This window comes from Jeotgalibacillus sp. 10bf12, assembly GCF_055597105.1.
Genome location: NZ_CP200276.1, coordinates 2,039,404 through 2,063,568 on the forward strand (window position 1 = coordinate 2,039,404; position 24,165 = coordinate 2,063,568).

The window sequence follows — 24,165 nt, forward strand, 5'->3', positions numbered from 1 at the left end:
CTGTACTGTACGTTTTAAAAACGTACAGTACAGTTTTTTCATCGCTAAAAAAGGAGAGAGCTTATGCTAATAGCACATACCCCACTCGGTAAACCTATTTCACTATACCTCGCACGACATAACAGCCCTTTAATTACTCACCTTCGAACTCAACCACTTATATGCCCGTCTTGTAAATCTTCAGTTATTGTAAAATCCGGCGAAAAAGTTATACCACATTTTTCACATAAGCCAAAAGCAGCCTGCAGTGGATTCTCAGAAAATGAATCTGTTTTTCACCTTCATGCGAAAACGGCTTTAAATCGCTGGTTTTCCCGGCAATCTTTAATAACTGAGCTTGAGAAAACCTATCCCGAAATCAATAGAAGAAGTGATATTAGTGTGCAATGCTCAGAAACTGAATTTGCGATTGAGGTTCAGTGCTCCCCAATTTCTTCAGAAATACTGCAGTTAAGGTCTAATGATTACCGGACAATTGGAATCATCCCATTTTGGATACTACCCTCAGAGTTCATACAGAAAGCCTCTATGGTGAAGCTTAGTTCTTTTCACCAGCAATTCATTAGGTACTCACCCACTGCCGGTCAATACTATCTTCTGACTTATTCTCCTGTTTCACAATCCTTCACAATCTATAACCATTTAACCCCTATGAGTAAAACACTCTTTTATACCAGTTACAACGTTATACCACAAAACACAATCAATTTCCCCTCGTTTCCAATTAAACAACTTCATATGACTGACAACCTTTACAAAGCACATTTGAAAATGAATGAAAAGTGGCTCATGCAGTTATTGAAATACCGCAGAAGTGTTAGAGACCCTTTGATGAGAAAACTGTATGAGACAAATCTCTCACTGTTTGAAGCACCGCCGTGGATTGGCCTTCTGTTAAAAAGCAATATGATCTTTTCGTGTTCACCAATGGAATGGCAGATACACCTTTATGTAAAAATGAGAAGAGAGAAAGTGTTTAATGAACAGCATTTAATAAGTGAACTGAATCAACTCATTCATAGAAGAGTTCTGCATGTCAGATCCATATTAGAGCCGTTACCTGAAAATATTATTGATGAGGCTGTTGAAGAGCTCGTGAATGTCTTATTAAAATGTAAAGTGATTTTACAAGATAGCTCAGGATATCTGTTAAATAAAGCAATGGATTGTCAGCAGATCAATGCTCAAAATAGACCACAATACCTGGATGACTTCCATCATCAAATGAAAAATGTCATCATACAGGAATATAATAGAAGATAGTTGCAACTTGATTTAAAAAGAGAGAAAATAAAGAAAGTTCGAGTAATGAAATGATAGGGGGACCAATATGTCTAGTCAAGCTGTTAAAAAATTAAAAGAAAGAAACGAAGTACCTGAAGAATTGACCTGGAATCTTGAAGCCATCTTTGCAACAGATGAAGAGTGGCATAAAGAGTATAAAGAAGTGCTCGAGGAGTCTAAAAAAGCTGAAAACATCCAGGGAACTCTTGGAAACAGTGCGGATTCATTCTATGAAGCGCTTAAGTTTCAGGATGCGGTGATGGAGCGTCTTGAAAGACTTTATACATATTCACATATGCGTCATGATCAGGATACAGGCAATTCAACGTATCAGGGGATGGATGACCGCGCAAAAAATCTCGTTTCCCAGGTGAGCAGTGCATTTGCATTCATGCTTCCTGAGATCTTATCGATTGAAGAAGAGAAAATTCACCAGTTTCTTCAGGAAAAGTCTGAGCTTGAAACGTACAGACATTCAATAGAAGTATTGAATGCCCAACGCCCTCACGTTCTGACTGCTGAAATGGAAGGGTTGATGGCAGAAGCATCAGAAGTATTAAATGGATCCGCTAATACATTTGGTACATTAAATAATGCGGATCTGACTTTCCCGACAATTAAAGATGAAAACGGGGAAGAGGTAGAGGTCACACACGGCAGATTCATTAACTTCCTTGAGAGTGGAGATCAGCGTGTCAGACGTGATGCATTTAAAGCAGTATATGAGACGTATGGAAAATTCCGCAATACGTTTGCTTCAACACTTGGTGGACAGGTGAAAAAAGATAACTTCAATGCTAGAATCAGAAAGTATCGTTCGGCAAGACATGCTGCTCTTTCAAACAACAGCATTCCTGAAGATGTATACGAAAATCTAACTGGTACAATCAATAAAAACCTTCACCTGCTTCACCGTTACGTGAAACTGCGTAAAAAGGTGCTTGGCCTTGATGAGCTTCATATTTATGACCTTTATACGCCGCTTGTAAAGGATGCTGCGATGAAAGTGCCTTATGATGAGGCGAAGCAGCTAATGACTGATGGGTTGAAGCCACTTGGTGATGAATACCTGGATGTAGTGAAAGAAGGTCTTTCAAGCAGATGGGTGGATGTAGAAGAGAACAAAGGGAAACGAAGTGGCGCTTATTCTTCAGGTGCATTCGGTACTAACCCTTATATCTTAATGAACTGGCAGGATAACGTGAATAACCTGTTTACACTGGCTCACGAGTTTGGTCACAGCGTTCACAGCTATTATTCAAGATCAAATCAGCCATATCATGATAGTGGATACTCAATTTTTGTAGCAGAGGTGGCGTCTACTTGTAATGAAGCATTATTAAATGACCACCTGCTTGCGACAATTGAAGATGAAAAGAAGCGATTATACATCTTAAATCATTTCCTGGAAGGTTTCAGAGGAACTGTCTTCAGACAGACAATGTTTGCTGAATTTGAGCATAAAATTCATCAGATGGCCCAGGAAGGGGAAGCACTGACTGCAGAAACGCTCACAAAGGAATATTATGAGCTGAATAAGAAATACTTCGGGGACGAACTGATTGTAGATGAAGAAATCGGTCTTGAATGGGCAAGAATTCCACACTTCTACTACAATTATTATGTATATCAGTACGCAACTGGATACAGTGCTGCAACTGCGCTTAGCAAAAAGATTCTGGATGAAGGGGAGCCTGCTGTAGAGAAATATATTAATGAATTCTTAAAAGCAGGAAGCTCTGATTATCCGATCGAAGTACTTAAAAAAGCCGGAGTCGATATGACAACAGCACAGCCGATCGAAGAAGCTTGCAAGGTGTTTGAAGAAAAGCTGAACGAAATGGAAGCACTGTTAGATCGTTTGAATTAATTAATTTAAGTGATCAGCTTCAAAATGTATTGAGCAACGCATACCGAAGCCTGAGACACCTTAGTCTCAGGCTTTTTTTCATCTTATAATTACTACCTCTTAAACCTTCTCGGCTGGTAAAACGTCCATAAAAACAATGTGATAGCAGAGAATAAAAATAGCGATGAGAGGGTAACAGAATAGATCTCCAGCAATGCAAACAGGTGATAAATGAAAGCTGAAGGAATAAGAACAATCAGCAGAATGTATCTGAATAACTTCATAACAGGCGCCTCCTGCTAATAAATATATGAACATCCTGCAAATTTAAAACCGATTGACTTGTCACACTTGTAAATACATGATAAGATGATGGTGTGAAATTGATCACATACAAACATATACCCCTTTGTTTGACCGTGAAAAATTTCTCCCATCCCCTTTGTTCGTAAGAAAAGGCCCTCACATTTGTGAGGGCCTTTTCGCTATGAATAATTAAAAGATATAACGCCAGAAAGTACCGTTTACGGCTTCGATTTTTTCAACCTTATTCGTAAACATCAGTTTCTTCAGTTTTTTTTCAGCTTCTTTCATCGACATATCATAAACTTCAGCTACTTCAACAGTCGCAGCAATTTTAAATCTCATTAAAAATTCTTCAACAGACGGTAAATCCTTTTTAACAGGCTTATCTTCAAGCATCTGTTCAACAACCTGAGAATAAATTTCGTAAGGGTATAAACCGTCTACTTTAATGCCTTCATCTTCGATATTTTCATTAAAAAATACTAAAGTGGGTGTGCTGTGGACCTCCATTTCACTCGCAATTTTAACATCACATTGAAATGCTCTTGATGCAGTCGCTGAGTGTATATCATGAGTGAATTCATCCAGGTCGAGTCTTGACTGCTCTGCACACTTTAGTAGTACGTCATAATCTGAAATGTTTTTTTGCTCAACAAACAGTTGTTCCTGGATGGACCTTAAAAATCTACTGCCTGCTTTTTTTCCCTGCATTTCCGCAGCTTTTACAGCAACTGATGCAAGAAAAGGTGATTCTACAGGGTTTTTCAACCACTGGTTACCATTACAGGGCATTCCGGATTTTTTAGCTGTTTCATTCCAGGATTTCGCGATTTCTTTGCGCTGTTTTTCGGTCTGGCAATTCAGTGTATCCAGACTGCTGCTGAGAATATGCTTGATTCTTAAATATGGTTCATATTCCAGTAAAAGTTTTTTAATTTTTGGTTCAAGCGCCCAACAATCTGAACTGAGTGGATCTATAAATAAATAAATTTCCAAAGGCTTTTGATCCTGATTATACCAGCTTGCGTCTGTCCATTTTTTTGCACTCACCATTGATCACCTTCATGCTCAGGCGTGTTGACCATGTGCTTTGCTGTCATCGCAAGACGGTAATACAGTGCGTCTCTAAACTCGCCCTCCAGACCGGTTTCATCCATGGCAGCGTTCATACAGCTTAACCATGCATTAGCGCTGGATGGTGTGATCACGTGAGGGAGGTGTCTGGCTCTTAGCATTGGATGACCGTGCTCTTCAGTGTAAAGCTGTGGACCTCCGAGATACTGTGTCAAAAACTGCTTCTGTTTTCTTGCAGTTTCAGTAAGGTCATCAGGAAAGATAGATTTAAGTTCTGGATGATTGCTAACTCTGGTATAAAAAGCGTTAATGAGTTCAGTTAGTTTAGCTTCACCAATATATTCGTATGGTGTTCTACTCTGTTCAGTCATGAAAAAACCCCTTTACGCCCTAGTTCGAATGTATAACTATTGTAGCAACCGCCCATTCTTTTCTCAAATAGTTCGCTTGAGGACAAATTAAAAACGCCTGATAACAGGCGTTTTAAGATAAATAAGTATCCATTACTTTTCTCACATAATTGGTTGTTTCCTTAAAAGGCGGAATCCCGTTATATTTATCTACATTCCCTGGACCTGCATTGTATGCAGCAAGTGCGAGCTTTGGATCCTGGTTATATTTGTTTAGCATATCTCGCAGATATTTAACTCCGCCGTTTACGTTCTCTACAGGATCAAAAATGTTTTTAACGCCAAGCCATTTTGCAGTGCCCGGCATCAACTGCATTAATCCGGAAGCACCTGCATGGCTGACAGCATCAGGGTTAAAGTTGGATTCATGCTGAATAACTGACCTTACAAGTTTTTCTGGCACCTGATACTTCTCGGCAGCGGTTTTAATGATCTGGTCGAGCGGCTTTGACTGTGATGAAACGGCCTGAGCTGTAGTTTCAATAGGAGATTGAATAGGTGATTGAACCATGGGTGACTGAAGCGGCATGACATTTTGCAATTTATGCTGTTCCACCAGACTTGCTACAGATCCGAGCTGATTTGTATTAACGTTCATACTCTGCTGCATCAGTTGGAAAAAGTTTTGGGTGCTTGTCTCAGGGTTCTCTGATCCAAGTGTTCGCATCGCCTGCATTTGCATCAGCTGATTGATCGAGTCAATATTCATGCTGTTCCTCCTTTTATTTAAAACGTGCTTTATAAAACCGTTTAATTTTATTATCGGTTTCTCTTAACGGAATTTTGTAGGACGTTAGTAATGCCAGGAAGTTTTCTTTTCCTTCGTCATAAGAAGGCACTTCGTATTCAAGTTCATAATCTTCATGCCCAAGGTAAGTGCTGTGATCAAGCACGAGTAAACCGCCTTTGTATTCTATTTCCGTCCGGCTTGTCTCAAGTGATCCGAAATGTACAATGTCCTGAGGTGATATATTCATCAGCTTCAGCAGTTCAGCGATTTCTCCCCCGATCAGGCCACCTCCTGAGAGCATATCCTCGGTATCAAGGCTTGAAATTGACTGGTGAGTTTCAAGCAGACCTTCCTCTACCGGCTGTTTCAGCGTGAGCGTGAGCTTTCCTGATTTTTCACGTATTCTCAGTGCGGACTGAGCATCTTTTAAATGGAAAAGTGGGGTATCAAAATAATGATTGACCTGGTGAACCGGCTTCTCCATGTCAAAATCCTGGTAAAGCTTTATGTATTCATTTCTGGTAAGCAGATTTTTAAATTCTATTTCAAGCTCCTGCACAGTAAACGCCCCTTTTCGTTAATACTCATATTATGGAGTGTTTCCAGTGAAACTTCAATGGGAAGGTGAAAGCGGCAGGGCTCTGTGATAAAATGTAAAGGCAACTAATGGACTAGAAAAACCTGAGTTAGACAAACTGACGGGGTGATGCTGATGAAATGGGAAACATTTCTTGAGCCTTATAAACAGGCTGTAGATGAATTAAAGATCAAATTAAAAGGTATGCGTACACAGTTTCAACTTGAACAAACTCATTCCCCGATTGAATTTGTAACAGGAAGGGTAAAGCCCATTGCAAGCATTTTAGATAAAGCAAGGGAAAAAGAGATTTCTGAGCATGAATTTAACCAGCTTGCTTTTCAGATTCAGGATATTGCGGGACTCAGAATGATGTGTCAGTTTGTAGATGACATTGAAAAAGTGGTTAAGCTGTTGAGACAGCGTAAAGACTTTATCATTGTAGAGGAAAAGGATTATATTTCACACAAGAAATCAAGTGGGTACAGGTCCTATCATGTTGTCATTGAATATCCTGTGCAAACGATTAATGGTGAAAAGAAAATACTTGCCGAGATACAAATCAGAACACTCGCCATGAACTTTTGGGCTACAATTGAACACTCACTCAATTATAAATACCAGGGGCAATTCCCTGAAGATATCCAAAACAGGCTCCAGCGTGCTGCTGAAGCGGCTTTCAGATTGGACGAAGAAATGTCTGAGATCAGAGAAGAAATTCAGGAAGCCCAGGTCTTTTTTCAGAAAAACAAAGAAAAGGGCAACCAGCACAAAGATGATCGGGAAAATGGATGGAATGGAGGAGGGACACGATGAAATTTGCAATTACATCTAAAGGTGACGCGAAATCAAATGCACTAATGCATAAGATGCGTACATACTTGAAGGATTTTAATCTGGAATACGATGAAAAGGAACCTGAAATCGTCATATCAGTTGGCGGGGATGGAACGCTGCTTTATGCTTTCCACCGGTACAGCTCCCGTCTGTCCAAAACAGCCTTTGTTGGTGTACATACTGGTCACCTCGGCTTCTATGCTGACTGGGTACCTGATGAAATTGAAAAACTCGTGATTGCAATTGCTAAAACACCTTATCAGATTATTGAATATCCTTTAATGGAGGCGATTATCCGTTATAAAAACGGAGGACGTGAAACACGCTATCTTGCCCTGAACGAATCCACTGTTAAGAGTGTGGACGGTACACTCGTAATGGACGTTGAAATCAGAGGTCAACACTTTGAGGTATTCAGAGGGGACGGGCTGTGTCTATCTACACCTTCTGGATCTACTGCTTACAATAAAGCACTGGGCGGTGCAATTATCCACCCGTCATTACCTTCAATTCAATTAGCTGAAATGGCATCGATTAACAACCGGGTATTCAGAACAGTCGGTTCACCACTCATTATGCCGGCGCACCACACCTGCATGCTTAAGCCTGTAAACCGCTCTGACTTTATGATTACAATCGACCATTTGACACTTGTTCATAAAGATGTGAAATCCATCCAGTATCGTGTCGCAGATGAGAAAATCAGGTTTGCACGGTTCAGACCATTCCCATTCTGGAAGAGAGTACATGACTCGTTCATCGATGGATAAACGTTTAATAATGGAGTGGACGGTAGGGACAGAAGAACATAACCTGCTGCTGCGTGAATATTTAGGGTTAAAAGGCATTTCAAAAAGGGGTCTGACGGCCATTAAATATGATGGTGGCGGAATCTTTTTAAATGGTGAAGAAGTAACGGTGAGAAGGAAATGTCAGGCGGGGGATCAGGTGGAAATCTATTTTCCACCGGAGACCCGAAGTGAATCCTTAATACCGGAAGACCTGAATCTTGAGGTCTTATATGAAGATAGCTGGCTGCTGGCCGTCTTTAAGCCGGCCGGAATGAATACAATCCCTTCTCGTGATGCTCAGACCGGCTCACTTGCAAATGCGCTGGCAGGCTATTATGACAGGCATGGGATAGCAGCTGGTATTCATATTGCAACCAGGCTGGATAAAGATACTTCAGGGGTCGTGCTTGCTGCCAAGTATGCTCACATTCATCATCTGCTCAGTGAGATGCAGCAGGCAAATCTGGTGAACAGAGAATATATTGCAATTGCTGAAGGGACAGTAACAGAAGAGTCGGGCACGATCGATCAGCCGATTGCACGTGAACCGGACAGCATCATTACAAGAATGGTGGACAGTGAAGGCAGGCGTGCAGTGACCCACTTTAAAAAAATGTCTGCAGGCGAGCACCACACAATGCTGTCTTTCAAACTGGAAACAGGCAGAACTCATCAGATCAGGGTTCACACGTCGTGGCTGGGTCATCCGCTTGCAGGCGATGATTTGTATGGTGGAAAGTGCGACCTGATAGGTAGACAGGCCTTGCACTGCAGAAAACTGACGTTGCCTCATCCGGTCACAGGGGAAAACCTTGAAGTAGAATCGCCTTTGCCGGATGATCTATCAGAACTGATGAAGAGAGTTGGCATAAAAGGATAACTTTATGCCAGCTCATCATCCCTGAACTTTTCTGGATTATAAGCCATTGACGATGGAACAGAGATGATTTCCATTTCAGGATATCTGAGTGCTGTCAGTTTGTTGCCGAATACAGCCCCGGTATCGATATTGACAGTGCGATTCTTAAACCTTGCCTCATGAACAGGTGTATGGCCGTAAACAATCCAGGGTTTACCTTTATAATGCCTTGCCCAGTCTTTCCTGACAGGCAGGCCTTTTTCATTTTTCTCTCCTGTAATATCACCATAGAGTACAAAAACAGCCACACGTTTATTGAACTGGCCGATATCATCTTCTCTAATACCGGCGTGGGCAATTACAAGCCGCTTATGATCAAGCACGTGATATAGCGGTGCTGTTTCATAAAGTGTTAAAAATTGTGCAGTGACTTCCTTTCTTTCTTTTTCAGAGAGCCGTTCGAGTTCAGCAGCAGTGGTTTCAAGCCCATGGATCAACTTTACATTATTCCCTTTAAGATAGCGGTAAAGCTTATTACAGTGATTCCCGGGTACATAAAAAGCATGATGTTCTTTTACCACGCGGAAAACATCTCTTATTACCTGGACTGAATCAGGCCCTCTATCTGTCAGGTCCCCGACAAATGCGAGATGTCTTCCTCCGGGGTGAACAGGTAAACCGGTTTTCCAGGAATAGCCGAGCTTTTTTGTTAAAGAAACCCACTCATCATGACAACCGTGAATATCACCAATTATATCTATTTGCATGTCTGCCTCCTTGCAGGTATAAACCATTGATTTTTTAATTAAAAAGCGATATCTATATAAAGTGTGCTTTTTATTGCCGATTATTTCTCAGTTTACCACCAGTCAGTCTTAAATATCACATATAGGCTGCTTTGCCAGAATGAAAGGAGTGTGGGTTAAATGGCTGAACAGGAACTTGAAAGAGAAACAGTGATTGATGAAGATTATTTAATAAGATCGCTTGAAAATAATGAATTTGATGTGTTTAGAGACGAGTACTTTAATCTGCATCCTTATGACCGTGCCCAGTTTTATTTCAGACTTGACCCTCGGCAGCGGGTAAAAATTTATGAATATCTATCCCCTGAAGAAATGGGAGAAATCATTGAAAACATCGAAGCGGACGATGAGGATTATGAACCGCTTTTTGCTGAAATGAATGCACAGTATGCTGCAGATACACTTTCACACATGTATACAGATGACGCAGTAGACGTCCTGAATGAATTGAATAAAGATCAGGCAGCCAGTTACTTAACGATTATGGATCAGGAGTCGGCGCAGGAAATTAAAAACCTTCTTCATTACGAGGAGTATACTGCCGGCTCCATTATGACCACGGAGTTTATTTCAATTCCTGAACATTCAACTGTCCGCTCAGCGATGGCGATTCTTAGAAATAAAGCGCCGGATGCTGAAACGATTTACTATACGTTCGTTATAAATGAAGACAGAAAGCTGGTCGGCGTTGTTTCGCTCAGAGATCTGATCACATCAGAAGAGGACCGGTTGATTAAAGAAATTATGTCTGACAGAGTTGTCTCTGTTTCAGTAAGTGAAGATCAGGAAAATGTTGCAAGAATGATGAAAGATTACGACTTTCTTGCATTGCCGGTTGTAGATTTCCAGCAGCATTTACTCGGCATTATCACAGTCGATGATATCATCGATGTTTTAGACGAAGAGGCATCTGATGACTACTCCAAGCTTGCCGGGGTCTCAGATATGGATTCACGTGACCGCACGCCCATCAAGGCGGCGAGAAAGCGTCTGCCATGGCTGATCGCGCTATTGTTCCTTGGTATGCTGACAGCCAATCTGATCGGAAGCTTTGAAGATACACTTGAGCAGGTAGCTATCCTCGCAGTGTTCATTCCCCTGATTGCAGGTATGGCAGGGAACACAGGAACACAGGCACTTGCCGTTGCAGTCAGAAGTATTGCTACAGGTGATATCAAAGATGAGAGTAAGATGAAACTGATTATGAGAGAAGCAGGTACAGGTCTGATCACCGGTACAGTCTGCGGCATTCTGGTTACAGGGATCGTATATGTCTGGCAGGGTCATTTCTTCTTGGGGCTTCTGGTTGGCTTTTCTATCTTTGCATCACTGATCGTTGCAACACTCGCAGGATCACTCGTGCCACTTGTTATGCACAAATTCAATATTGACCCGGCCGTCGCATCAGGGCCGTTTATCACAACGATTAACGATATTATCAGTATTTTGATTTATTTTGGAATCGCTACGACATTTATGAGCTATCTTTAATTTAACATTTACATGAAGTCCGTTTCTCAGAAACAAATTAATTGGATTTTAAATGGAAGTCTTGGTGAGCGGAGCACAATGCGGCCCGCGGGAAGCATTCGCCAGAAGTAAGGCAAACTCAGAAAGAGAGTGGGGCTAAATCCCGCTCTCTTCTTTTTGGCAGTCAGATAAATATTGCCTCTATTCATTCAAATGTGTTAAGTTGGTATCAGGTACTAATAACTTGTTCTAAACAAGGAGGACACAATGAGCTTATCACTAAAAGGAAAAACAATTGTTGTAATGGGTGTTGCCAATAAAAGAAGTATTGCCTGGGGGATTGCCAGATCACTTGATGAGGCTGGCGCGAATTTAGTCTTTACATATGCAGGCGAACGTTTTGAAAAACCTGTACGCGACCTCGTCAGTACATTAAAAGGCAACCATGAATTAATTTTGCCGTGTGATATAACTAATGATGAAGAGATCAAATCATGCTTTAACACAATCAAAGAAAGTGTTGGCACAATCCACGGATTTGCACACTGTATTGCATTCGCTGTCAAAGAAGATCTGCAGGGTGATTATACAAATACGAACCGTGATAATTTCCTTCTTGCACATAATATCAGCTCGTATTCACTGACTGCTGTTGCGAAGGAAGCACGTCCGTTAATGACAGAAGGCGGAAGTATTGTGACATTGACTTACCTTGGTGGAGAGCGTATTCTGCCTAATTACAATGTAATGGGGGTAGCGAAAGCTTCTCTTGAAGCAAGCGTACGTTATCTTGCAGGAGACCTTGGTAAAGATAATATCCGCGTTAACTCCATTTCAGCAGGACCAATCAGAACGCTTTCAGCTAAAGGGATTAATGATTTCAACTCGATTTTAAAAGAGATTGAAGAGAAAGCGCCACTTAAAAGAAACACAACGCCTGAAGAAGTTGGCGATACTGCAGCATTCTTATTCAGTGACTATTCACGTGGAATGACTGGGGAGAACCTTCACGTAGATTCGGGTTATCATATTGTAGGATAATTAAAAGGCTTATCGGCATTTGCTGATAAGCTTTTTTTGTTGTCCTGAGTGGACCTGGCATCTGTATAGGTAAAATGACCCTGAGTGCCGAACATAGTGGGTTTTGCATCGAACTAGATCATCCAAGTCGCGAACTTCATACTATATACGTCGAACACCAGTTATTTCTCATCGGACATACTTTATTTCCCGTCGAACCACACAGCACCAACGTAACTCATTATGTTGAATATAACCCATACCATATACATATACTGAACCACTAACCGTTAAAGGGAGTGAGGTATTGCACAAAAAGGGGCGTCCGCTTCTTTATGTCAACCAGCCGGAGTTTCCTGAAATAAAGCCTGTCATGCAGCACTACTATCAGGCTCCTTCAGTTCATGAAAAAACCCCTGTAAAAAAAGCAAAAGTACCGCCGCTTGGATATGTAGAAGAATCTGTGATTGAAAAACCGCTGTCGGAAGAACCGAAGGAAGAAAAATTTACCTTTAAAGAACTTAAGCCATTTAAAAAAATGACTCTTCATGAAAAACTGGGTTACCTTGGTGCTTTTGAAGGAAGGAGGGCTCCATTTCAGTGCCGCTTTCTAAAAGATGATGGCAGTGAAATTTATGGCGTTCTATCAAATCAGGATCAAAGCGGCCTTACAGTCAAAACACTCAAAGGCAATGAAGTCAGTATAAGCTTAAATGAATTGAATGATATTACGATTTATTAAAACTTTATTCACCATGCTAAAAAGACATCCTTTGATCAGGATGTCTTTTTGCAGAGAAAGATCAGGGAGAATCCCCCCACTAACTAGTCACAGATTCCAAGGTGCACGTCTTTAATACACTGAACCGCACAGAAGCAGCTCAAGTCAACAGTTACACAGCTATCCGTAGAATCAAAATCTACTACTTTACAAAGCTTACTCAGCTTAATTTTTGTACCGCATTCATTTAGAAGGTCGACTTCATTGCCGTGATGGTCTCTTGGCTCAAGTACGCGAAGTGTTGCGCAGCATCCATCAAAAATTGACTCAACTCTGAAAAATACTGAGATACAGTCATGATCTTTAAAATCAGTGTCCTTATAAAAAGCATGGAATGGCGAACCGTCCTTCGTTTTCAGTGTAAATACACGTGTATCTGCACGGCGTCTTCTTGAAGGCGCAACCAGATCACCAAGGGGCTCTAAAAAGCAGTCAGTTAAACAAGGCTGACAGTCGACATCAACAGCGTTGTCCTGGATATCTTTTATTGCCCGGACAACCTCGCACACACAATTACGGTGGTGATGGTGATGATGATCCCCAGTTCCACCGACTTCATTTCTTTTTCCACAACTCATTTTTTCTCCTCCTTTACTTGAATTCTATATACTTTATTCAAACTTCACGGCAAGAGAGTGGTCATTTGCCGTGTTTTTTAAAATTAGGCATAAAACCTTTGAGAGTAAGACAAACTATCTCTATTCAGAACGGCAAAGAGGCGATTCGATGAAAAAGTTATTTTTACCGGCAATATGCTTAGTTTTCATGTCCGGCTGCGCTGCACTCGAGCAGACCGGTCCTGTCCATGTCAAAATTCATGATAGTGAAAACGGTACGATTAAAGAGGTTGCGGAGCATATAGAGGATACGAAAGAGCTATATGATTCTGTTGTAGTGGCTGCAGATTCAACGCTTGTTGTCAGTTATAAAGTAAAACACCTTCACCGCTTCCAAATGAAGGGGATCGAAAAAGAGATGAAAGCCTGGCTCGAAGACAAGTATCCGGATAAGGAAATCGTGCTTTCAAGTGATTATAAAATCTTCCTTGAATTATATGACCTTTCAAATAAGTGGGCGTCCGACTCATTAAGTGAGAAAGAAGCGATGGATGAAATTGAAAAAATCATTAAATTGAAAAAAGAAATGACGTAAGAGGTGATGAATGTGGCTGATAGTTGGGTCAGGCAGTCAAAAAATGCTGCAGAACAAAATGAGATTAAAAGACCGGTACTGAAAAACTGTCTGAAAGCATTTTTAGTAGGTGGTTTTATATGTACAATCGGACAGCTTGTGACGCTGTTTTTAATCAGTTATTTTCCGTTTACCGAACAGACAGCAGGAAATCCAACTGTAGCAATTATGGTATTTTTTTCAATGCTGCTTACCGGGTTTGGTCTTTATCAAAAGCTCGGGCAGTTTGCAGGAGCGGGCAGTGCGGTACCAGTAACCGGGTTTGGTAATGCTGTAGTAAGCGCTGCAATTGAACACAGAAGTGAAGGATTGGTACTTGGTGTAGGAGGAAATATTTTTAAGCTCGCAGGGTCTGTCATCGTATTTGGCGTCATATCAGCTTTTTTTATTGCACTCGTTAAAACAATTCTGATTCAAATAGGAGTCATCTGAATGAAAACGTGGCATTTTTCCTCGCGTCCATCAATTATAGCTTCTGCAGTAGCGGCAGGTCCTTTCGAAAAAAACAGTCCATATTCTGCTTCATTTGATACTTTTTTTGAAGACTTATATATGGGTGAGAAAACGTTTGAAAAAGCACAGCGAAGGTTAATGGAAACTGCTTCAAATATGGTGCTGGAAAAAGCAAATATGAATAGAGAGGATATTGACTGTCTCATATCAGGCGATTTGATTAATCAGATTACACCGAGCAGTATGACAGCAAGAACTTTAGAGATCCCTTACCTGGGCATCTTCAGTGCGTGTGCAAGTTCAATGGAAGGTTTAGCATTAGCTGGAGCACTAATAGATGGGGGATTTACTGATTATGTTTTAACCGGTGTTTCTAGTCACAACGCAGCAACAGAAAAACAGTTCAGATATCCAACTGAATATGGAGGGCAAAAGCCGCCTACAGCACAATGGACGGTTACTGCTGCAGGTGCTGTCATTGTCAGCAGCAGCAGTGATAATCCGATGGCATATATCGAAAAAGCCACCATTGGCAGAGTACAGGATATTAGTATGACAGACCCTTTTAATATGGGTGCTGCCATGTCACTCGCTGCAGCTGATGTGATTGAAAGACATCTGCAGCAGTGTGATGAAACACCTCAGGATTATGATTACATCATTACAGGCGATTTAGCTGAGATCGGTCATGCGACTGTAAAGGATATATTAGATAAAAAAAATATACATCTGACAGAGGAACAATTTTTAGATTGTGGAAAAATGATTTACCGCGGGATAGATGAGGTGATGGCAGGCGGGAGCGGTCCTGCTTGTTCTGCTGCAATGGTCTACAGTTACTTTTTAAACCAATTAGCTGAAGGTACTGTCAGCCGAATTTTAGTCGTTGCAACCGGTGCACTCTTATCTCCCCTGACCTTCCAGCAAAAAGAAACCATTCCGTGTATCGCTCATGCTGTATCACTGGTCAGTCCAATGAAAGGAGTGCATTAAGATGATCCCGATGTTTTTCTGGGCATTTGTTGTCGGTGGATTAATTTGTGTGATTGGCCAATTAATGATGGATGTATTAAAACTCACCCCTGCACATACACTCAGCACGCTTGTCGTAAGCGGAGCACTGCTCGAAGCGTTTGGATTGTATGAGCCGCTGATCGATTTTGCAGGAGCGGGCGCGACAGTGCCGATCACTTCATTTGGCAATGCATTGCTGCACGGCGCAATGCAGGAAGCAGAAAAGCACGGCATCATTGGCGTCATGACAGGTATGTTTGAAGTCACAAGCTCAGGTATCTCTGCAGCGATTATATTCGGGTTTATCGGTGCACTTATATTTAAACCGAAAGCCTGAACGTATGCCCACTCTTTCTGTATACCTCCTACATAGAATATAGAAGTCAGGGGGTGAAGGTATGTACGGCAACTGCGGATATGGCAATTATGGCGGGTACAATGGCGGCTCTACGTTTGTGCTGATTGTTGTGCTTTTCATTCTGTTAGTTATTGTTGGCGCGAGCTTCTACTATTAAGCGCGAAAGCCACTCCGGTATGGGGTGGCTTTTGACAATCAAAGGGAGGGTTAAATATGAATGATGCTTTTTTTAAAAAGATAGAGAATAAAACCGGGGTAAATATGGATCAGATTTTTGCGCTTGCAAATGCATTTCAGCATGCGGATTTTAACGATGAACAAACCGTTAAAAAGCTGGTACGCCAGGTAGCATCGGCTGCAGGGAAACCAATCACAAAAGAAATGGAAGAAAAAATTGCGCAAACTGTTACAGCTAAAGGGGAAAAACTTGATTATCAGACGTTGTCCAATATGATAAATAAAAAATGACCCCTATAAAAACCAGCTGATGCCCGAAAAGTTTATCAGGAAGTTTAATTTTATGTAATCAAGGTAATATAGATAATATTCGGAGGTGATAAGAATGGGCTATATCGCACCAGTAAATCAGCTGCAGTACCAACAGTACGCCGAGAGAGTCACTATGAAGGATTACGATCCATACTTCTTAACGCCTGTTCAAAGAGTCAGTCCGCTTCGCAGATCTGACAAAGATTTTGAAGAAGAGCTTGAGGAGAAAATGGATAGAAAAACTAAGAAACGTGAAAGAGACTTTAAAAGCGGTGATGCGCCTATCTTTCACATCCAGACAATCCCACCACATCTGATTCCAAAAGTGACAGGCAAAGGACAAAACTTTAATGCAACTATTTAAATACAACAAAAAAGCAGCTGCGATCATGCAGCTGCTTTTTTCATGATATCTGTATGTCTTTTTGCATCGTGTAATGCGGAATACCGGCATCCATAAACTCGTCTGAGATGACTTGATAGCCGAGTTTTTCGTAGAATCCAAGTGCGTGTGTCTGTGCATTCAGGATTAGTGCATGAATCCCTGAATTTTTTGCATGCTCTTCAATCCCTGTCATTAATAGAACGCCCGCATGCTTACCGCGAAGTGCTTTTATCACACATACTCTTTCAACTTTCCCTTTACCATCTTTCATTCTGAATCGCCCGGCACCTGCCGGCTGATCTTCAGCATAAAGAACAAAATGGGCAGCAGTCTGATCATATTCATCAAGCTCTAATTCTTCAGGGACCTGCTGTTCTTTAACAAATACTTCTTTTCTTACATGGTATGCATCCTGCAATTCCTCATCTGTTTCAACTTTCTTTACAAACATCAGCTGTCGCCGCCTAAACGATAAGTTTCGTATACAGTCCATGAACCATTTTCTAGCTGGTATAACAAGTGGACTCGGTCAACAGTTTCCTCATGATCAACGCCGGCCATTCTCAGTGAACCATATACATCTGAATGTTCATCATTAGACAGCTTCTGGGCGATGGTAATGTGAGGAACGAATGAATATTGTGATTCCCCGCCGAAGTCACTGCTGTGAAGGGCATCATAAAGATTCAATAATTCAGGCACAGCATCAACCTTCATGTAAATAACATTATTAACAGGCTGAAATGAGCTGATTTTATATGCTCTTAATGTAAAAGGCTCTGCATGATAAGCTACATCACCTAACTTTTTTGCAATGACATTGATTTCATCATCTGTTGCATCAAAAGGCTCTTTAAGAGTTAAATGAGGCGGAATCAGTGAATAGTGCGGATCATAGCGTTTCCGGTAAGAGTTAGCAAGATCCTGTAATTTTTTTGAAGGGAATACTGCGATACCAAACTTCATTATTGTCAGCCTCCTCTTTCACATCATAAAATAATCAATTTCTCATACAATTATATCAGACAAATCATTGAATATTGCGTCGGTTAATAAGAAGTTTTTTTAAACATTTTTTCCATGACACGAGCCAGATCAGGCTGCCAGTATTTCCATGAATGTTCACCGTCAAATTCATCATAAAATACACTGTAATTTTTATCTTTCATTACCTGATGAAGTTCTCTGTTCGGTTCAAGAAAGTTTGCTTCTGATCCATTGGTCGTTTTAACTGAAGTTTCACCCGTCCCGATAATGTGATAAAAATTAATCAGCTGAACATCAGTGAACGCCTGTGCATTCTCAATGATATCCTCATTCACAAGAGGGGACTGCATAATGACACGCCCGAAAGTATTTGGATATTTCAACGCCGCCTGGAAAGACACAGTCCCCGCCAGTGAATCGCCAATTAATGCCCGTCCGATACCAATGTTATAAGTAGGATACTCGTCATCAATAAAAGGTACTAGCTCCCGTGCAATAAACCGGACATAAGCATCGTGCTGACTGCCACCCGGATGATATTTATCATAGCGGTCTTTTACATTTTTATATGGGACCCCTACAAAAATCAGGTTTTCTATTTTTTCATCTTCATTCAATTGATCCAGCAGTCTTGGCACACGGCCAAGCTGAAAATAATCTTTTCCATCCTGAGCAATCAGGACCGTGTATTTATATAAAGGCGAATAGTTGTGAGGAAGATACACTAGTAAATTCATCTCTTCCCCGAGCGCCTCACTGTATAGCTGGTGTTCTTTTACTGTTCCTGTTTTAGGCATCAGAAATCCTCCCTGTTACAAAAAAAGTTTGAAGCGTTTACAAATAGATTGTATCATATCAGTCTACACAGTTATCAAATTCGAGTGATCGGCATATGTAAATCCTGATTGTTTGAATCACTTAAATATAATGAATAAAGGAGATTTATGATGAAGAATAAAAACGATAGAGTCCATTCTCATGACGTAACGCAGGCAGCTTATAATGTATTAATTGAGCGGGGCGTTACCATTGATGATATCGCAGACATCGTATATGAAATGCAGGGGCCTTACAATGAAAAACTGCAGCTTGATGAATGTATTGAAAGTGTTGAAAAGGTTTTGCTGAAGAGGGAAATGCAGCATGCAATTCTTGTAGCGGTTGAACTTGACCGGCTTGCAGAACAGAAAAAACTGACTGAACCTTTGCAATCACTTGTAGAAACAGATGAGGGTCTTTTTGGTGTAGATGAAACAATCGCACTCGGCGCTTCATTAGGTTATGGCAGTATTGCTGTTACGACTTTTGGACATCTTGATAAGAACAAGATTGGCATTATTGAAAAGCTTGATACAAAAAAAGGTGGGAAAATCCATACATTCCTTGATGACATGGTTGCAGCAATTGCAGCAAATGCATCATCAAGACTTGCGCACAGACTGAGAGATATCGAAGAAAACCTGCCGAAAAATGAGAGAAGAATTATAGAAGACGAATAACGTTATTCAAAATTTATACAAACCCTCCTATGAATTTGCAATCTTTTTAACATTTGATGTCATGAATGTCATTTGATAGATAGCGTTTGCATGCTTGATTTATCAATATTTGCAGAAACAATTACTAGGTTTAAAATGATTTAAGTTTGACACAAATGTAATATTGCATGATAAAATGGTATACGTAGTTATGCAATTTTATAAGGAGGGGGAACTATTTTGAAAAACAAAAAGTTTTATTTAAGCATGATATTGCTTCTGGCAGTATCAATGATTCTTGCTGCCTGCGGTGGAGATGACAGCGGCAGTGGAGATGGTGAAGGCGGTTCTGAACAGCCTGAATTTATTAATATCGCTACTGGCGGTACTGGCGGTACATACTACCCGCTTGGTGGAACATTTGCACAGCTGATTGAAGATGAAACAGGTATTACTACAACTGCAAACACTTCAAACGCTTCAGCAGAAAACATGGCAATGATCGATAACGAGGAAGTTGAAATTGCGTTTGTTCAAACGGATATCGCTTCTTACGCTGTTGAAGGAACACAAATGTTTGAGGCGCCAATCGAAACAATCCAGGGACTTGCAACGCTTTACCCTGAAACAATTCAGATCGTAACAAGTGCTGATTCAGGAATTGAATCAGTCGAAGATCTTGCTGGTATGACTGTATCAGTAGGTGAGTCAGGTTCAGGTACTCGTCTGAATGCTGAGCAGATTCTTGAAGTTCACGGCATGTCATTTGATGACATGGACGTTCAAAACCTTTCATTCGATGATTCTACAACTGGAATCCAGGATGGATCTATTGATGCTGCATTTATTACAGGTGGTACACCAACTGGAGCTGTAGAAGGACTTGCTGCTCAGGTTGATGTGGTTATCGTACCAATCGCGGCTGATATGGCTCAGACACTGATGGATGAATATCCATTCTATTCAGAGGACGAGATTGCTGCAGGCACATATGGTCTTGAAGAAGCAGTTCCAACTGTAGCTGTTCAGGCAATGCTTGCTGTATCTTCTGAGCTTTCAGAAGATGTTGTTTATGACATTACAGCTGCAATCTTCGAAAACACTGACTCAATCACTCACCCTAAAGGTGAATTCATTACTGTTGACACTGCTCTGGATGGAATCGGAATCGATGTTCACCCTGGTGCTCAGCGTTATTACGACGAGCAGTAATACAGAATTTAAATGAAATATGATGCGGCAAACAGGTCCCTAAAGGACCTGTTTGCCCATTCTTATGGAGTTGTAAATGAAATGCAGAAGAAAAAAATGATTCCTATTGTGGTCATTGTAATAACAGGAGTATTTTTTGCTGCTGTATTTCTGCCATTCAGACAAGCGATCACATTTCACCACCAGCGATCAGGAGAACTGATCAGCTATATCCCCGTATCAGACGAAAAAGATTTTCAGTTAAGCTATACGCATTCTATTCATCAATCAGAAGTGATTGATTTTTACGAAATCACACAGCAAAACGATGTAAGACAAGTGGCGCTTGAATATGAAGATATGGCGATAGGTATGCCATCAAATGCAATGTACGAAGGCGAAGAGTTTGTTGAAAAAGATGGTAAATACCGTATTGAAAATATGAATCGTGTATTTCCATCCATCAATCTGCATACAAGTCAGGTTGTAGTCAGTCATGTATTTCACTATCGTGACAAGGATTATGCCCTGCATGACTATATTGAACCTGGAACATTTATTACAATATCTATTAAACAATTAACATTATCAGAGTTTTTGAGAGGAGTTGGGATGGATGACTGAGGATAAAAACAAAGCTGAATTGGAGAATAAAGATGAAGAGCAGTTTGGCGAAAAAGAACAGAAGGATCTGCTGGCAAAATATGATCCCGATGCGAGAACGAAACAGTATAAAGGGCTCCTGAATTGGGTCGTCTTTATCGGATTAATCGCATTCTCTGTTTTTCAGATTTATGCCGCCGTTACACAGTCAATTCCAAGGCAGACGCTATTATCTATTCATTTAGGTTTTGCACTAACTTTAGTATTTTTACTATTTCCGGTTACTAAAAAGAAAGTCGGACATAACAAACTTACATGGTATGACAGTATTCTGGCACTGTTATCGATCTGGGTAGGTGCCTATTATCCGCTGAATGAAGACCGGATCGTGAATACGATTGGATCGATTTCACCGATGGACTTCTGGACAGGTCTGATTGCGATTCTGTTAGTACTTGAAGCAACAAGACGTGCGGTTGGTCTTCCAATCATGATCATTGCAGTGACCTTTATGGCATATGCTTTATTTGGTCCTCAGATGCCAGGCTTCCTTCGTCACAGAGGGCTTGACCTGGAAGGTTTAGTTAATACGATGTTTATTTCTTCAGAAGGTATATTTGGTACGCCATTATATGTATCAGCAACATTCATTTTCTTATTCTTGCTTTTCGGAGCTTTTCTTGTAAAAACGGGAATTGGTCAGTACTTTAATGACCTTGCCGTGGCATTTGCCGGTAAAGCAGTCGGTGGACCTGCTAAAGTAGCGATCTTCTCGAGTGCAATGCAGGGCACAATCAGCGGTAGTTCTGTAGCAAACGTTGTAACATCGGGTTCATTTACAATTCCGATGATGAAACGGCTGGGCTACAGAAAAGAATTTGCCGGTGGTGTAGAGGCAGCCGCTTCTACCGGTGGACAGCTGATGCCGCCTATTATGGGTGCGGCAGCGTTCCTGATGGTTGAATTCATTGGCGGCGTTACCTACTGGGAAATCGCCAAAGCCGCTACAATCCCTGCATTATTATACTTTTCAGGGATCTGGATCATTACACACTTTGAAGCCAAAAGAATCGGTCTGACAGGATTACCTGACTCAGAGATTCCGAAAAAATCAGTTGTGCTTAAAAAGATTTATTTATTAACACCAATCTTTGCTGTTATTTTCTTACTGCTTGACGGTAATTCCATCATCCGAGCAGCATTGTACTCAATTGTGATTACAATTCTGGTCAGCATGATCCGTAAAGATACACGTATTAATATCAGAAAGTTTTTCGATGGACTTGCAGACGGTGCGAGAACAGCTTTATCTGTTGCTGTGGCAACAGCCTGCGCAGGGATTATTGTAGGGGTTGTAACACGTACAGGACTGGGTCTGAAACTTGCAAACGGGCTTGTGGACCTTTCCGGCGGGATCCTGTTGTTGACGTTGTTCTTCACAATGTTTGCAGCAATTATTCTGGGTATGGGATCACCAACAACCGCGAACTATGTTATTACAGCAACAATCGCAGCACCAGCTTTGATTCTGCTTGACGTTCCACCGCTGGCTGCTCACTTATTCGTATTCTACTTTGGTATTGTGGCTGATATTACGCCACCGGTAGCGCTCGCCGCGTTCGCCGCCGCAGGGGTATCAGGCGGGGAACCGATACGAACCGGGGTCAATGCCGCCAAGCTTGCCATTGGCGCATTTATCATTCCGTACATGTTCGTTCTTTCTCCTCAGCTGCTGCTGATTGATACAAATGCAGGGGAAATTACACTATCAGTTATAACGGCACTTGCCGGCATGACCGCAATTGGTGCAGCAGTAATTGGTTACTGGTACAGACCGGTACACCCGATTGAAAGAGTGCTTGCGCTGACTGCAGGCCTTATGCTGATTTATCCTGAAGGCATCAGTGACCTGCTTGGTGCAGGACTATTTGTTGCATTGCTGATTCTTCAGTTTGTATGGAAGAGAAAAGATAAAGATAATCTTCAAACTGCAAAAGCATAATAAAAAGCATCCCGGCTTCGGAATTATATCCGATACCGGGATGCTTTTTTATGTTCTTCACCTAACCTCGTCGCCCACGATTCACACCAGAAAGCATCATAAGGTTTTAAGGGAACCCCTTTTTTTACTTTATATGCACGGATATGATACCTGACAGCTGAAGGGATTGTTACTGCAAATGGCATTAATGGACCCAGATAAAGGTTTTGAAAGCAGTGCCCATACTCGTGGGATTTCAACTTTTCAGAGGCATCTTTCTGCACGAAAAAAAATCCACCAAAATTAACGCCACCCCATTTGTCACCCGTGTCAAAATAAATCGCCTGATTGAATTGTTTCGGTTTTTTTCCTGAACATATTAAAAACAATGAAATCAATAGACCGGGAATATTAATTAATAAACCCCAGGATAATTGAATCAGCCAGAAAAGATAAGTGTTCATATGATCTCCTTTTCAGCAGAAACAATGGTAGCTGAATCTCTATCTGCTTATCTCCATTCTAATGATTAGATTCTGTTTTGTCAGCGCATGAAAAAAGCACTTTTATCAAAGTGCTTTTCGGGATGACCTGTGAGGGACTTGAACCCCCGACCCCTTCCCTGTCAAGTCTGTACATCTCGTTTTCTCAATTAGTATGATGTTTGCTGAGGCTTGATATATCAGCGTTTATTCACGTTTGAATTGGATAGGGTAGATGAAGAGTGGTCAATAATTTCCGAATTGGTCAACAAGTGGTCAACAAGTTTGGACAACAAAAAAAGCAGGGGGATCTATTCCCCTTGCTCTTCTGGATGCTGCTGTGGCTTTGGAATGTTATCAATAATGACAGTAGCGTTTTCATATTTCGGCTTCATCAGCTCATGTTCCAATTGTTCCTCATTCTCGACATCTAACCCTTTACCAACTTTTATAATGTGAACTCGTTTCCCCTGTGCCTTATGCATACCCTCCAGCCGCCTTAAACGTGCTGATAAGTCCATATCATTCACCCCTTTAGTTTGCGCTCAATCTCTTTAATACGTTCTTCTAACTCACCATCTTTAATCGCTGACAGTGCCACATTTGATAGATAGCCGATAGCCCTGGCTTTGTCCACTTCCTCTTTAGTAACCTCTTCAGCACGTAATTTATTGATCTGCTCGCTGACAACCTGCCTAACATGAGTGGGGGACTTAATACGCCTGTTTTTCATATATGCCCTACACCTCCTTGTAAATC

General features: G+C 41.2%; 32 protein-coding genes. 19 read left to right on the forward strand and 13 right to left on the reverse strand.

Annotated elements, in window-relative coordinates:
* Positions 1–63 precede the first annotated feature (63 nt).
* The gene (locus DH10bf12_RS10610) at positions 64–1,263 is read left to right on the forward strand and encodes a competence protein CoiA (RefSeq protein ID WP_471735266.1); all 1,200 of its coding nucleotides are present in this window, start codon (positions 64–66) and stop codon (positions 1,261–1,263) included.
* Between the two features lie 67 nt (positions 1,264–1,330).
* Positions 1,331–3,154: an oligoendopeptidase F gene (gene pepF, locus DH10bf12_RS10615; protein ID WP_471735267.1), complete on the forward strand. Its 1,824-nt coding sequence runs from the start codon at positions 1,331–1,333 to the stop codon at positions 3,152–3,154.
* A 92-nt stretch (positions 3,155–3,246) separates the two neighbouring features.
* On the opposite strand, the gene DH10bf12_RS10620 is transcribed toward pepF, so the two are convergent.
* The 5 genes from DH10bf12_RS10620 to DH10bf12_RS10640 all read right to left on the reverse strand — a co-directional run bounded on the left by DH10bf12_RS10620 (position 3,247) and on the right by DH10bf12_RS10640 (position 6,212).
* Positions 3,247–3,417 (reverse strand): hypothetical protein, encoded by a 171-nt coding sequence (locus DH10bf12_RS10620; protein WP_404408713.1) that lies wholly within the window; start codon positions 3,415–3,417, stop codon positions 3,247–3,249.
* 211 nt (positions 3,418–3,628) lie between these two features.
* Positions 3,629–4,489 (reverse strand): ClpXP adapter SpxH family protein, encoded by an 861-nt coding sequence (locus tag DH10bf12_RS10625; protein WP_471735268.1) that lies wholly within the window; start codon positions 4,487–4,489, stop codon positions 3,629–3,631.
* Positions 4,486–4,884, reverse strand: coding sequence for a globin domain-containing protein (locus tag DH10bf12_RS10630; RefSeq protein ID WP_471735269.1), 399 nt, complete (start codon positions 4,882–4,884; stop codon positions 4,486–4,488). The genes DH10bf12_RS10625 and DH10bf12_RS10630 overlap by 4 nt, the downstream gene beginning before the upstream one ends.
* Before the next feature lie 112 nt (positions 4,885–4,996).
* On the reverse strand, positions 4,997–5,632 hold the full coding sequence (locus DH10bf12_RS10635) for a lytic transglycosylase domain-containing protein (protein WP_471735270.1): 636 nt from the start codon (positions 5,630–5,632) through the stop codon (positions 4,997–4,999).
* Between the two features lie 13 nt (positions 5,633–5,645).
* Positions 5,646–6,212, reverse strand: a complete 567-nt coding sequence (locus DH10bf12_RS10640; RefSeq protein ID WP_471735271.1) for a CYTH domain-containing protein — start codon at positions 6,210–6,212, stop codon at positions 5,646–5,648.
* 150 nt (positions 6,213–6,362) lie between these two features.
* On the opposite strand from DH10bf12_RS10640, the gene yjbM reads away from it, so the two are divergent.
* From yjbM to DH10bf12_RS10655, 3 genes are read left to right on the forward strand one after another with little or no spacing between them, the layout of a single operon-like run.
* Positions 6,363–7,046, forward strand: a complete 684-nt coding sequence (gene yjbM, locus DH10bf12_RS10645; RefSeq protein ID WP_471738224.1) for a GTP diphosphokinase — start codon at positions 6,363–6,365, stop codon at positions 7,044–7,046.
* Positions 7,043–7,837 carry an NAD kinase gene (locus tag DH10bf12_RS10650; RefSeq protein WP_039808459.1) on the forward strand — a complete coding sequence of 265 codons (795 nt, stop codon included), beginning with the start codon at positions 7,043–7,045 and terminating at the stop codon, positions 7,835–7,837. The genes yjbM and DH10bf12_RS10650 overlap by 4 nt, the downstream gene beginning before the upstream one ends.
* Positions 7,815–8,738, forward strand: coding sequence for an RluA family pseudouridine synthase (locus DH10bf12_RS10655; RefSeq protein WP_471735272.1), 924 nt, complete (start codon positions 7,815–7,817; stop codon positions 8,736–8,738). Before DH10bf12_RS10650 ends, DH10bf12_RS10655 begins: the two co-directional genes overlap by 23 nt.
* Positions 8,739–8,740: 2 nt before the next feature.
* Here DH10bf12_RS10655 and prpE read toward each other — a convergent pair whose 3' ends face one another.
* Positions 8,741–9,484, reverse strand: coding sequence for a bis(5'-nucleosyl)-tetraphosphatase PrpE (gene prpE / locus DH10bf12_RS10660; RefSeq protein ID WP_471735273.1), 744 nt, complete (start codon positions 9,482–9,484; stop codon positions 8,741–8,743).
* 159 nt (positions 9,485–9,643) lie between these two features.
* Here prpE and mgtE point away from each other — a divergent pair, with 159 nt between their 5' ends.
* The 3 genes from mgtE to DH10bf12_RS10675 all read left to right on the forward strand — a co-directional run bounded on the left by mgtE (position 9,644) and on the right by DH10bf12_RS10675 (position 12,755).
* Positions 9,644–11,014 (forward strand): magnesium transporter, encoded by a 1,371-nt coding sequence (gene mgtE / locus DH10bf12_RS10665; protein ID WP_471735274.1) that lies wholly within the window; start codon positions 9,644–9,646, stop codon positions 11,012–11,014.
* A 246-nt stretch (positions 11,015–11,260) separates the two neighbouring features.
* On the forward strand, positions 11,261–12,034 hold the full coding sequence (gene fabI / locus DH10bf12_RS10670; protein ID WP_471735275.1) for an enoyl-ACP reductase FabI: 774 nt from the start codon (positions 11,261–11,263) through the stop codon (positions 12,032–12,034).
* A gap of 286 nt (positions 12,035–12,320) precedes the next feature.
* Complete coding sequence (locus tag DH10bf12_RS10675; protein ID WP_471735276.1) at positions 12,321–12,755, forward strand: hypothetical protein; 435 nt, start codon at positions 12,321–12,323, stop codon at positions 12,753–12,755.
* An 83-nt stretch (positions 12,756–12,838) separates the two neighbouring features.
* Here the strand turns inward: DH10bf12_RS10675 and DH10bf12_RS10680 are convergent, their stop codons facing one another.
* Complete coding sequence (locus tag DH10bf12_RS10680) at positions 12,839–13,372, reverse strand: CotY/CotZ family spore coat protein (protein WP_471735277.1); 534 nt, start codon at positions 13,370–13,372, stop codon at positions 12,839–12,841.
* Positions 13,373–13,520: 148 nt separating this feature from the next.
* Between DH10bf12_RS10680 and DH10bf12_RS10685 the strand changes: the two genes are divergently transcribed.
* The 7 genes from DH10bf12_RS10685 (at position 13,521) to DH10bf12_RS10715 (ending at position 16,663) form a co-directional block, all read left to right on the forward strand.
* Positions 13,521–13,946, forward strand: coding sequence for a sporulation protein (locus DH10bf12_RS10685; protein ID WP_471735278.1), 426 nt, complete (start codon positions 13,521–13,523; stop codon positions 13,944–13,946).
* 12 nt (positions 13,947–13,958) lie between these two features.
* Entirely contained in the window at positions 13,959–14,417 is a 459-nt protein-coding gene (gene spoVAC / locus DH10bf12_RS10690; protein ID WP_471735279.1) for a stage V sporulation protein AC, read from the forward strand.
* The gene (gene spoVAD, locus DH10bf12_RS10695; RefSeq protein ID WP_471735280.1) at positions 14,418–15,431 is read left to right on the forward strand and encodes a stage V sporulation protein AD; all 1,014 of its coding nucleotides are present in this window, start codon (positions 14,418–14,420) and stop codon (positions 15,429–15,431) included.
* A gap of 1 nt (position 15,432) precedes the next feature.
* Entirely contained in the window at positions 15,433–15,789 is a 357-nt protein-coding gene (gene spoVAE, locus DH10bf12_RS10700) for a stage V sporulation protein AE (RefSeq protein WP_471735281.1), read from the forward strand.
* A gap of 61 nt (positions 15,790–15,850) precedes the next feature.
* Positions 15,851–15,967: a YjcZ family sporulation protein gene (locus tag DH10bf12_RS10705; protein WP_039808466.1), complete on the forward strand. Its 117-nt coding sequence runs from the start codon at positions 15,851–15,853 to the stop codon at positions 15,965–15,967.
* A gap of 56 nt (positions 15,968–16,023) precedes the next feature.
* On the forward strand, positions 16,024–16,278 hold the full coding sequence (locus DH10bf12_RS10710; RefSeq protein ID WP_471735282.1) for a stage VI sporulation protein F: 255 nt from the start codon (positions 16,024–16,026) through the stop codon (positions 16,276–16,278).
* 94 nt (positions 16,279–16,372) lie between these two features.
* Positions 16,373–16,663 carry a hypothetical protein gene (locus DH10bf12_RS10715; protein ID WP_471735283.1) on the forward strand — a complete coding sequence of 97 codons (291 nt, stop codon included), beginning with the start codon at positions 16,373–16,375 and terminating at the stop codon, positions 16,661–16,663.
* A gap of 40 nt (positions 16,664–16,703) precedes the next feature.
* On the opposite strand, the gene DH10bf12_RS10720 is transcribed toward DH10bf12_RS10715, so the two are convergent.
* The 3 genes from DH10bf12_RS10720 to DH10bf12_RS10730 all read right to left on the reverse strand — a co-directional run bounded on the left by DH10bf12_RS10720 (position 16,704) and on the right by DH10bf12_RS10730 (position 18,468).
* Positions 16,704–17,135 carry a GNAT family N-acetyltransferase gene (locus DH10bf12_RS10720; protein WP_471735284.1) on the reverse strand — a complete coding sequence of 144 codons (432 nt, stop codon included), beginning with the start codon at positions 17,133–17,135 and terminating at the stop codon, positions 16,704–16,706.
* Positions 17,135–17,650, reverse strand: coding sequence for a YjcG family protein (locus tag DH10bf12_RS10725; RefSeq protein ID WP_471735285.1), 516 nt, complete (start codon positions 17,648–17,650; stop codon positions 17,135–17,137). Before DH10bf12_RS10725 ends, DH10bf12_RS10720 begins: the two co-directional genes overlap by 1 nt.
* A gap of 83 nt (positions 17,651–17,733) precedes the next feature.
* Positions 17,734–18,468: an alpha/beta hydrolase gene (locus DH10bf12_RS10730; RefSeq protein WP_471735286.1), complete on the reverse strand. Its 735-nt coding sequence runs from the start codon at positions 18,466–18,468 to the stop codon at positions 17,734–17,736.
* A gap of 150 nt (positions 18,469–18,618) precedes the next feature.
* Here DH10bf12_RS10730 and DH10bf12_RS10735 point away from each other — a divergent pair, with 150 nt between their 5' ends.
* The 4 genes from DH10bf12_RS10735 to DH10bf12_RS10750 all read left to right on the forward strand — a co-directional run bounded on the left by DH10bf12_RS10735 (position 18,619) and on the right by DH10bf12_RS10750 (position 22,945).
* Positions 18,619–19,170 (forward strand): phosphatidylglycerophosphatase A family protein, encoded by a 552-nt coding sequence (locus DH10bf12_RS10735; protein ID WP_471735287.1) that lies wholly within the window; start codon positions 18,619–18,621, stop codon positions 19,168–19,170.
* 219 nt (positions 19,171–19,389) lie between these two features.
* Positions 19,390–20,361, forward strand: a complete 972-nt coding sequence (locus tag DH10bf12_RS10740; RefSeq protein ID WP_471735288.1) for a TAXI family TRAP transporter solute-binding subunit — start codon at positions 19,390–19,392, stop codon at positions 20,359–20,361.
* 81 nt (positions 20,362–20,442) lie between these two features.
* Positions 20,443–20,964, forward strand: coding sequence for a DUF1850 domain-containing protein (locus DH10bf12_RS10745; RefSeq protein ID WP_471735289.1), 522 nt, complete (start codon positions 20,443–20,445; stop codon positions 20,962–20,964).
* Complete coding sequence (locus tag DH10bf12_RS10750; protein WP_471735290.1) at positions 20,957–22,945, forward strand: TRAP transporter permease; 1,989 nt, start codon at positions 20,957–20,959, stop codon at positions 22,943–22,945. Before DH10bf12_RS10745 ends, DH10bf12_RS10750 begins: the two co-directional genes overlap by 8 nt.
* Positions 22,946–22,968: 23 nt before the next feature.
* Here the strand turns inward: DH10bf12_RS10750 and DH10bf12_RS10755 are convergent, their stop codons facing one another.
* From DH10bf12_RS10755 to DH10bf12_RS10765, 3 genes are all read right to left on the reverse strand, one after another.
* Complete coding sequence (locus DH10bf12_RS10755; protein ID WP_471735291.1) at positions 22,969–23,388, reverse strand: hypothetical protein; 420 nt, start codon at positions 23,386–23,388, stop codon at positions 22,969–22,971.
* A gap of 329 nt (positions 23,389–23,717) precedes the next feature.
* Positions 23,718–23,927 carry a hypothetical protein gene (locus DH10bf12_RS10760; protein ID WP_471735292.1) on the reverse strand — a complete coding sequence of 70 codons (210 nt, stop codon included), beginning with the start codon at positions 23,925–23,927 and terminating at the stop codon, positions 23,718–23,720.
* A 5-nt stretch (positions 23,928–23,932) separates the two neighbouring features.
* Positions 23,933–24,139, reverse strand: coding sequence for a hypothetical protein (locus tag DH10bf12_RS10765; protein WP_471735293.1), 207 nt, complete (start codon positions 24,137–24,139; stop codon positions 23,933–23,935).
* Between the last annotated feature and the right edge of the window lie 26 nt (positions 24,140–24,165).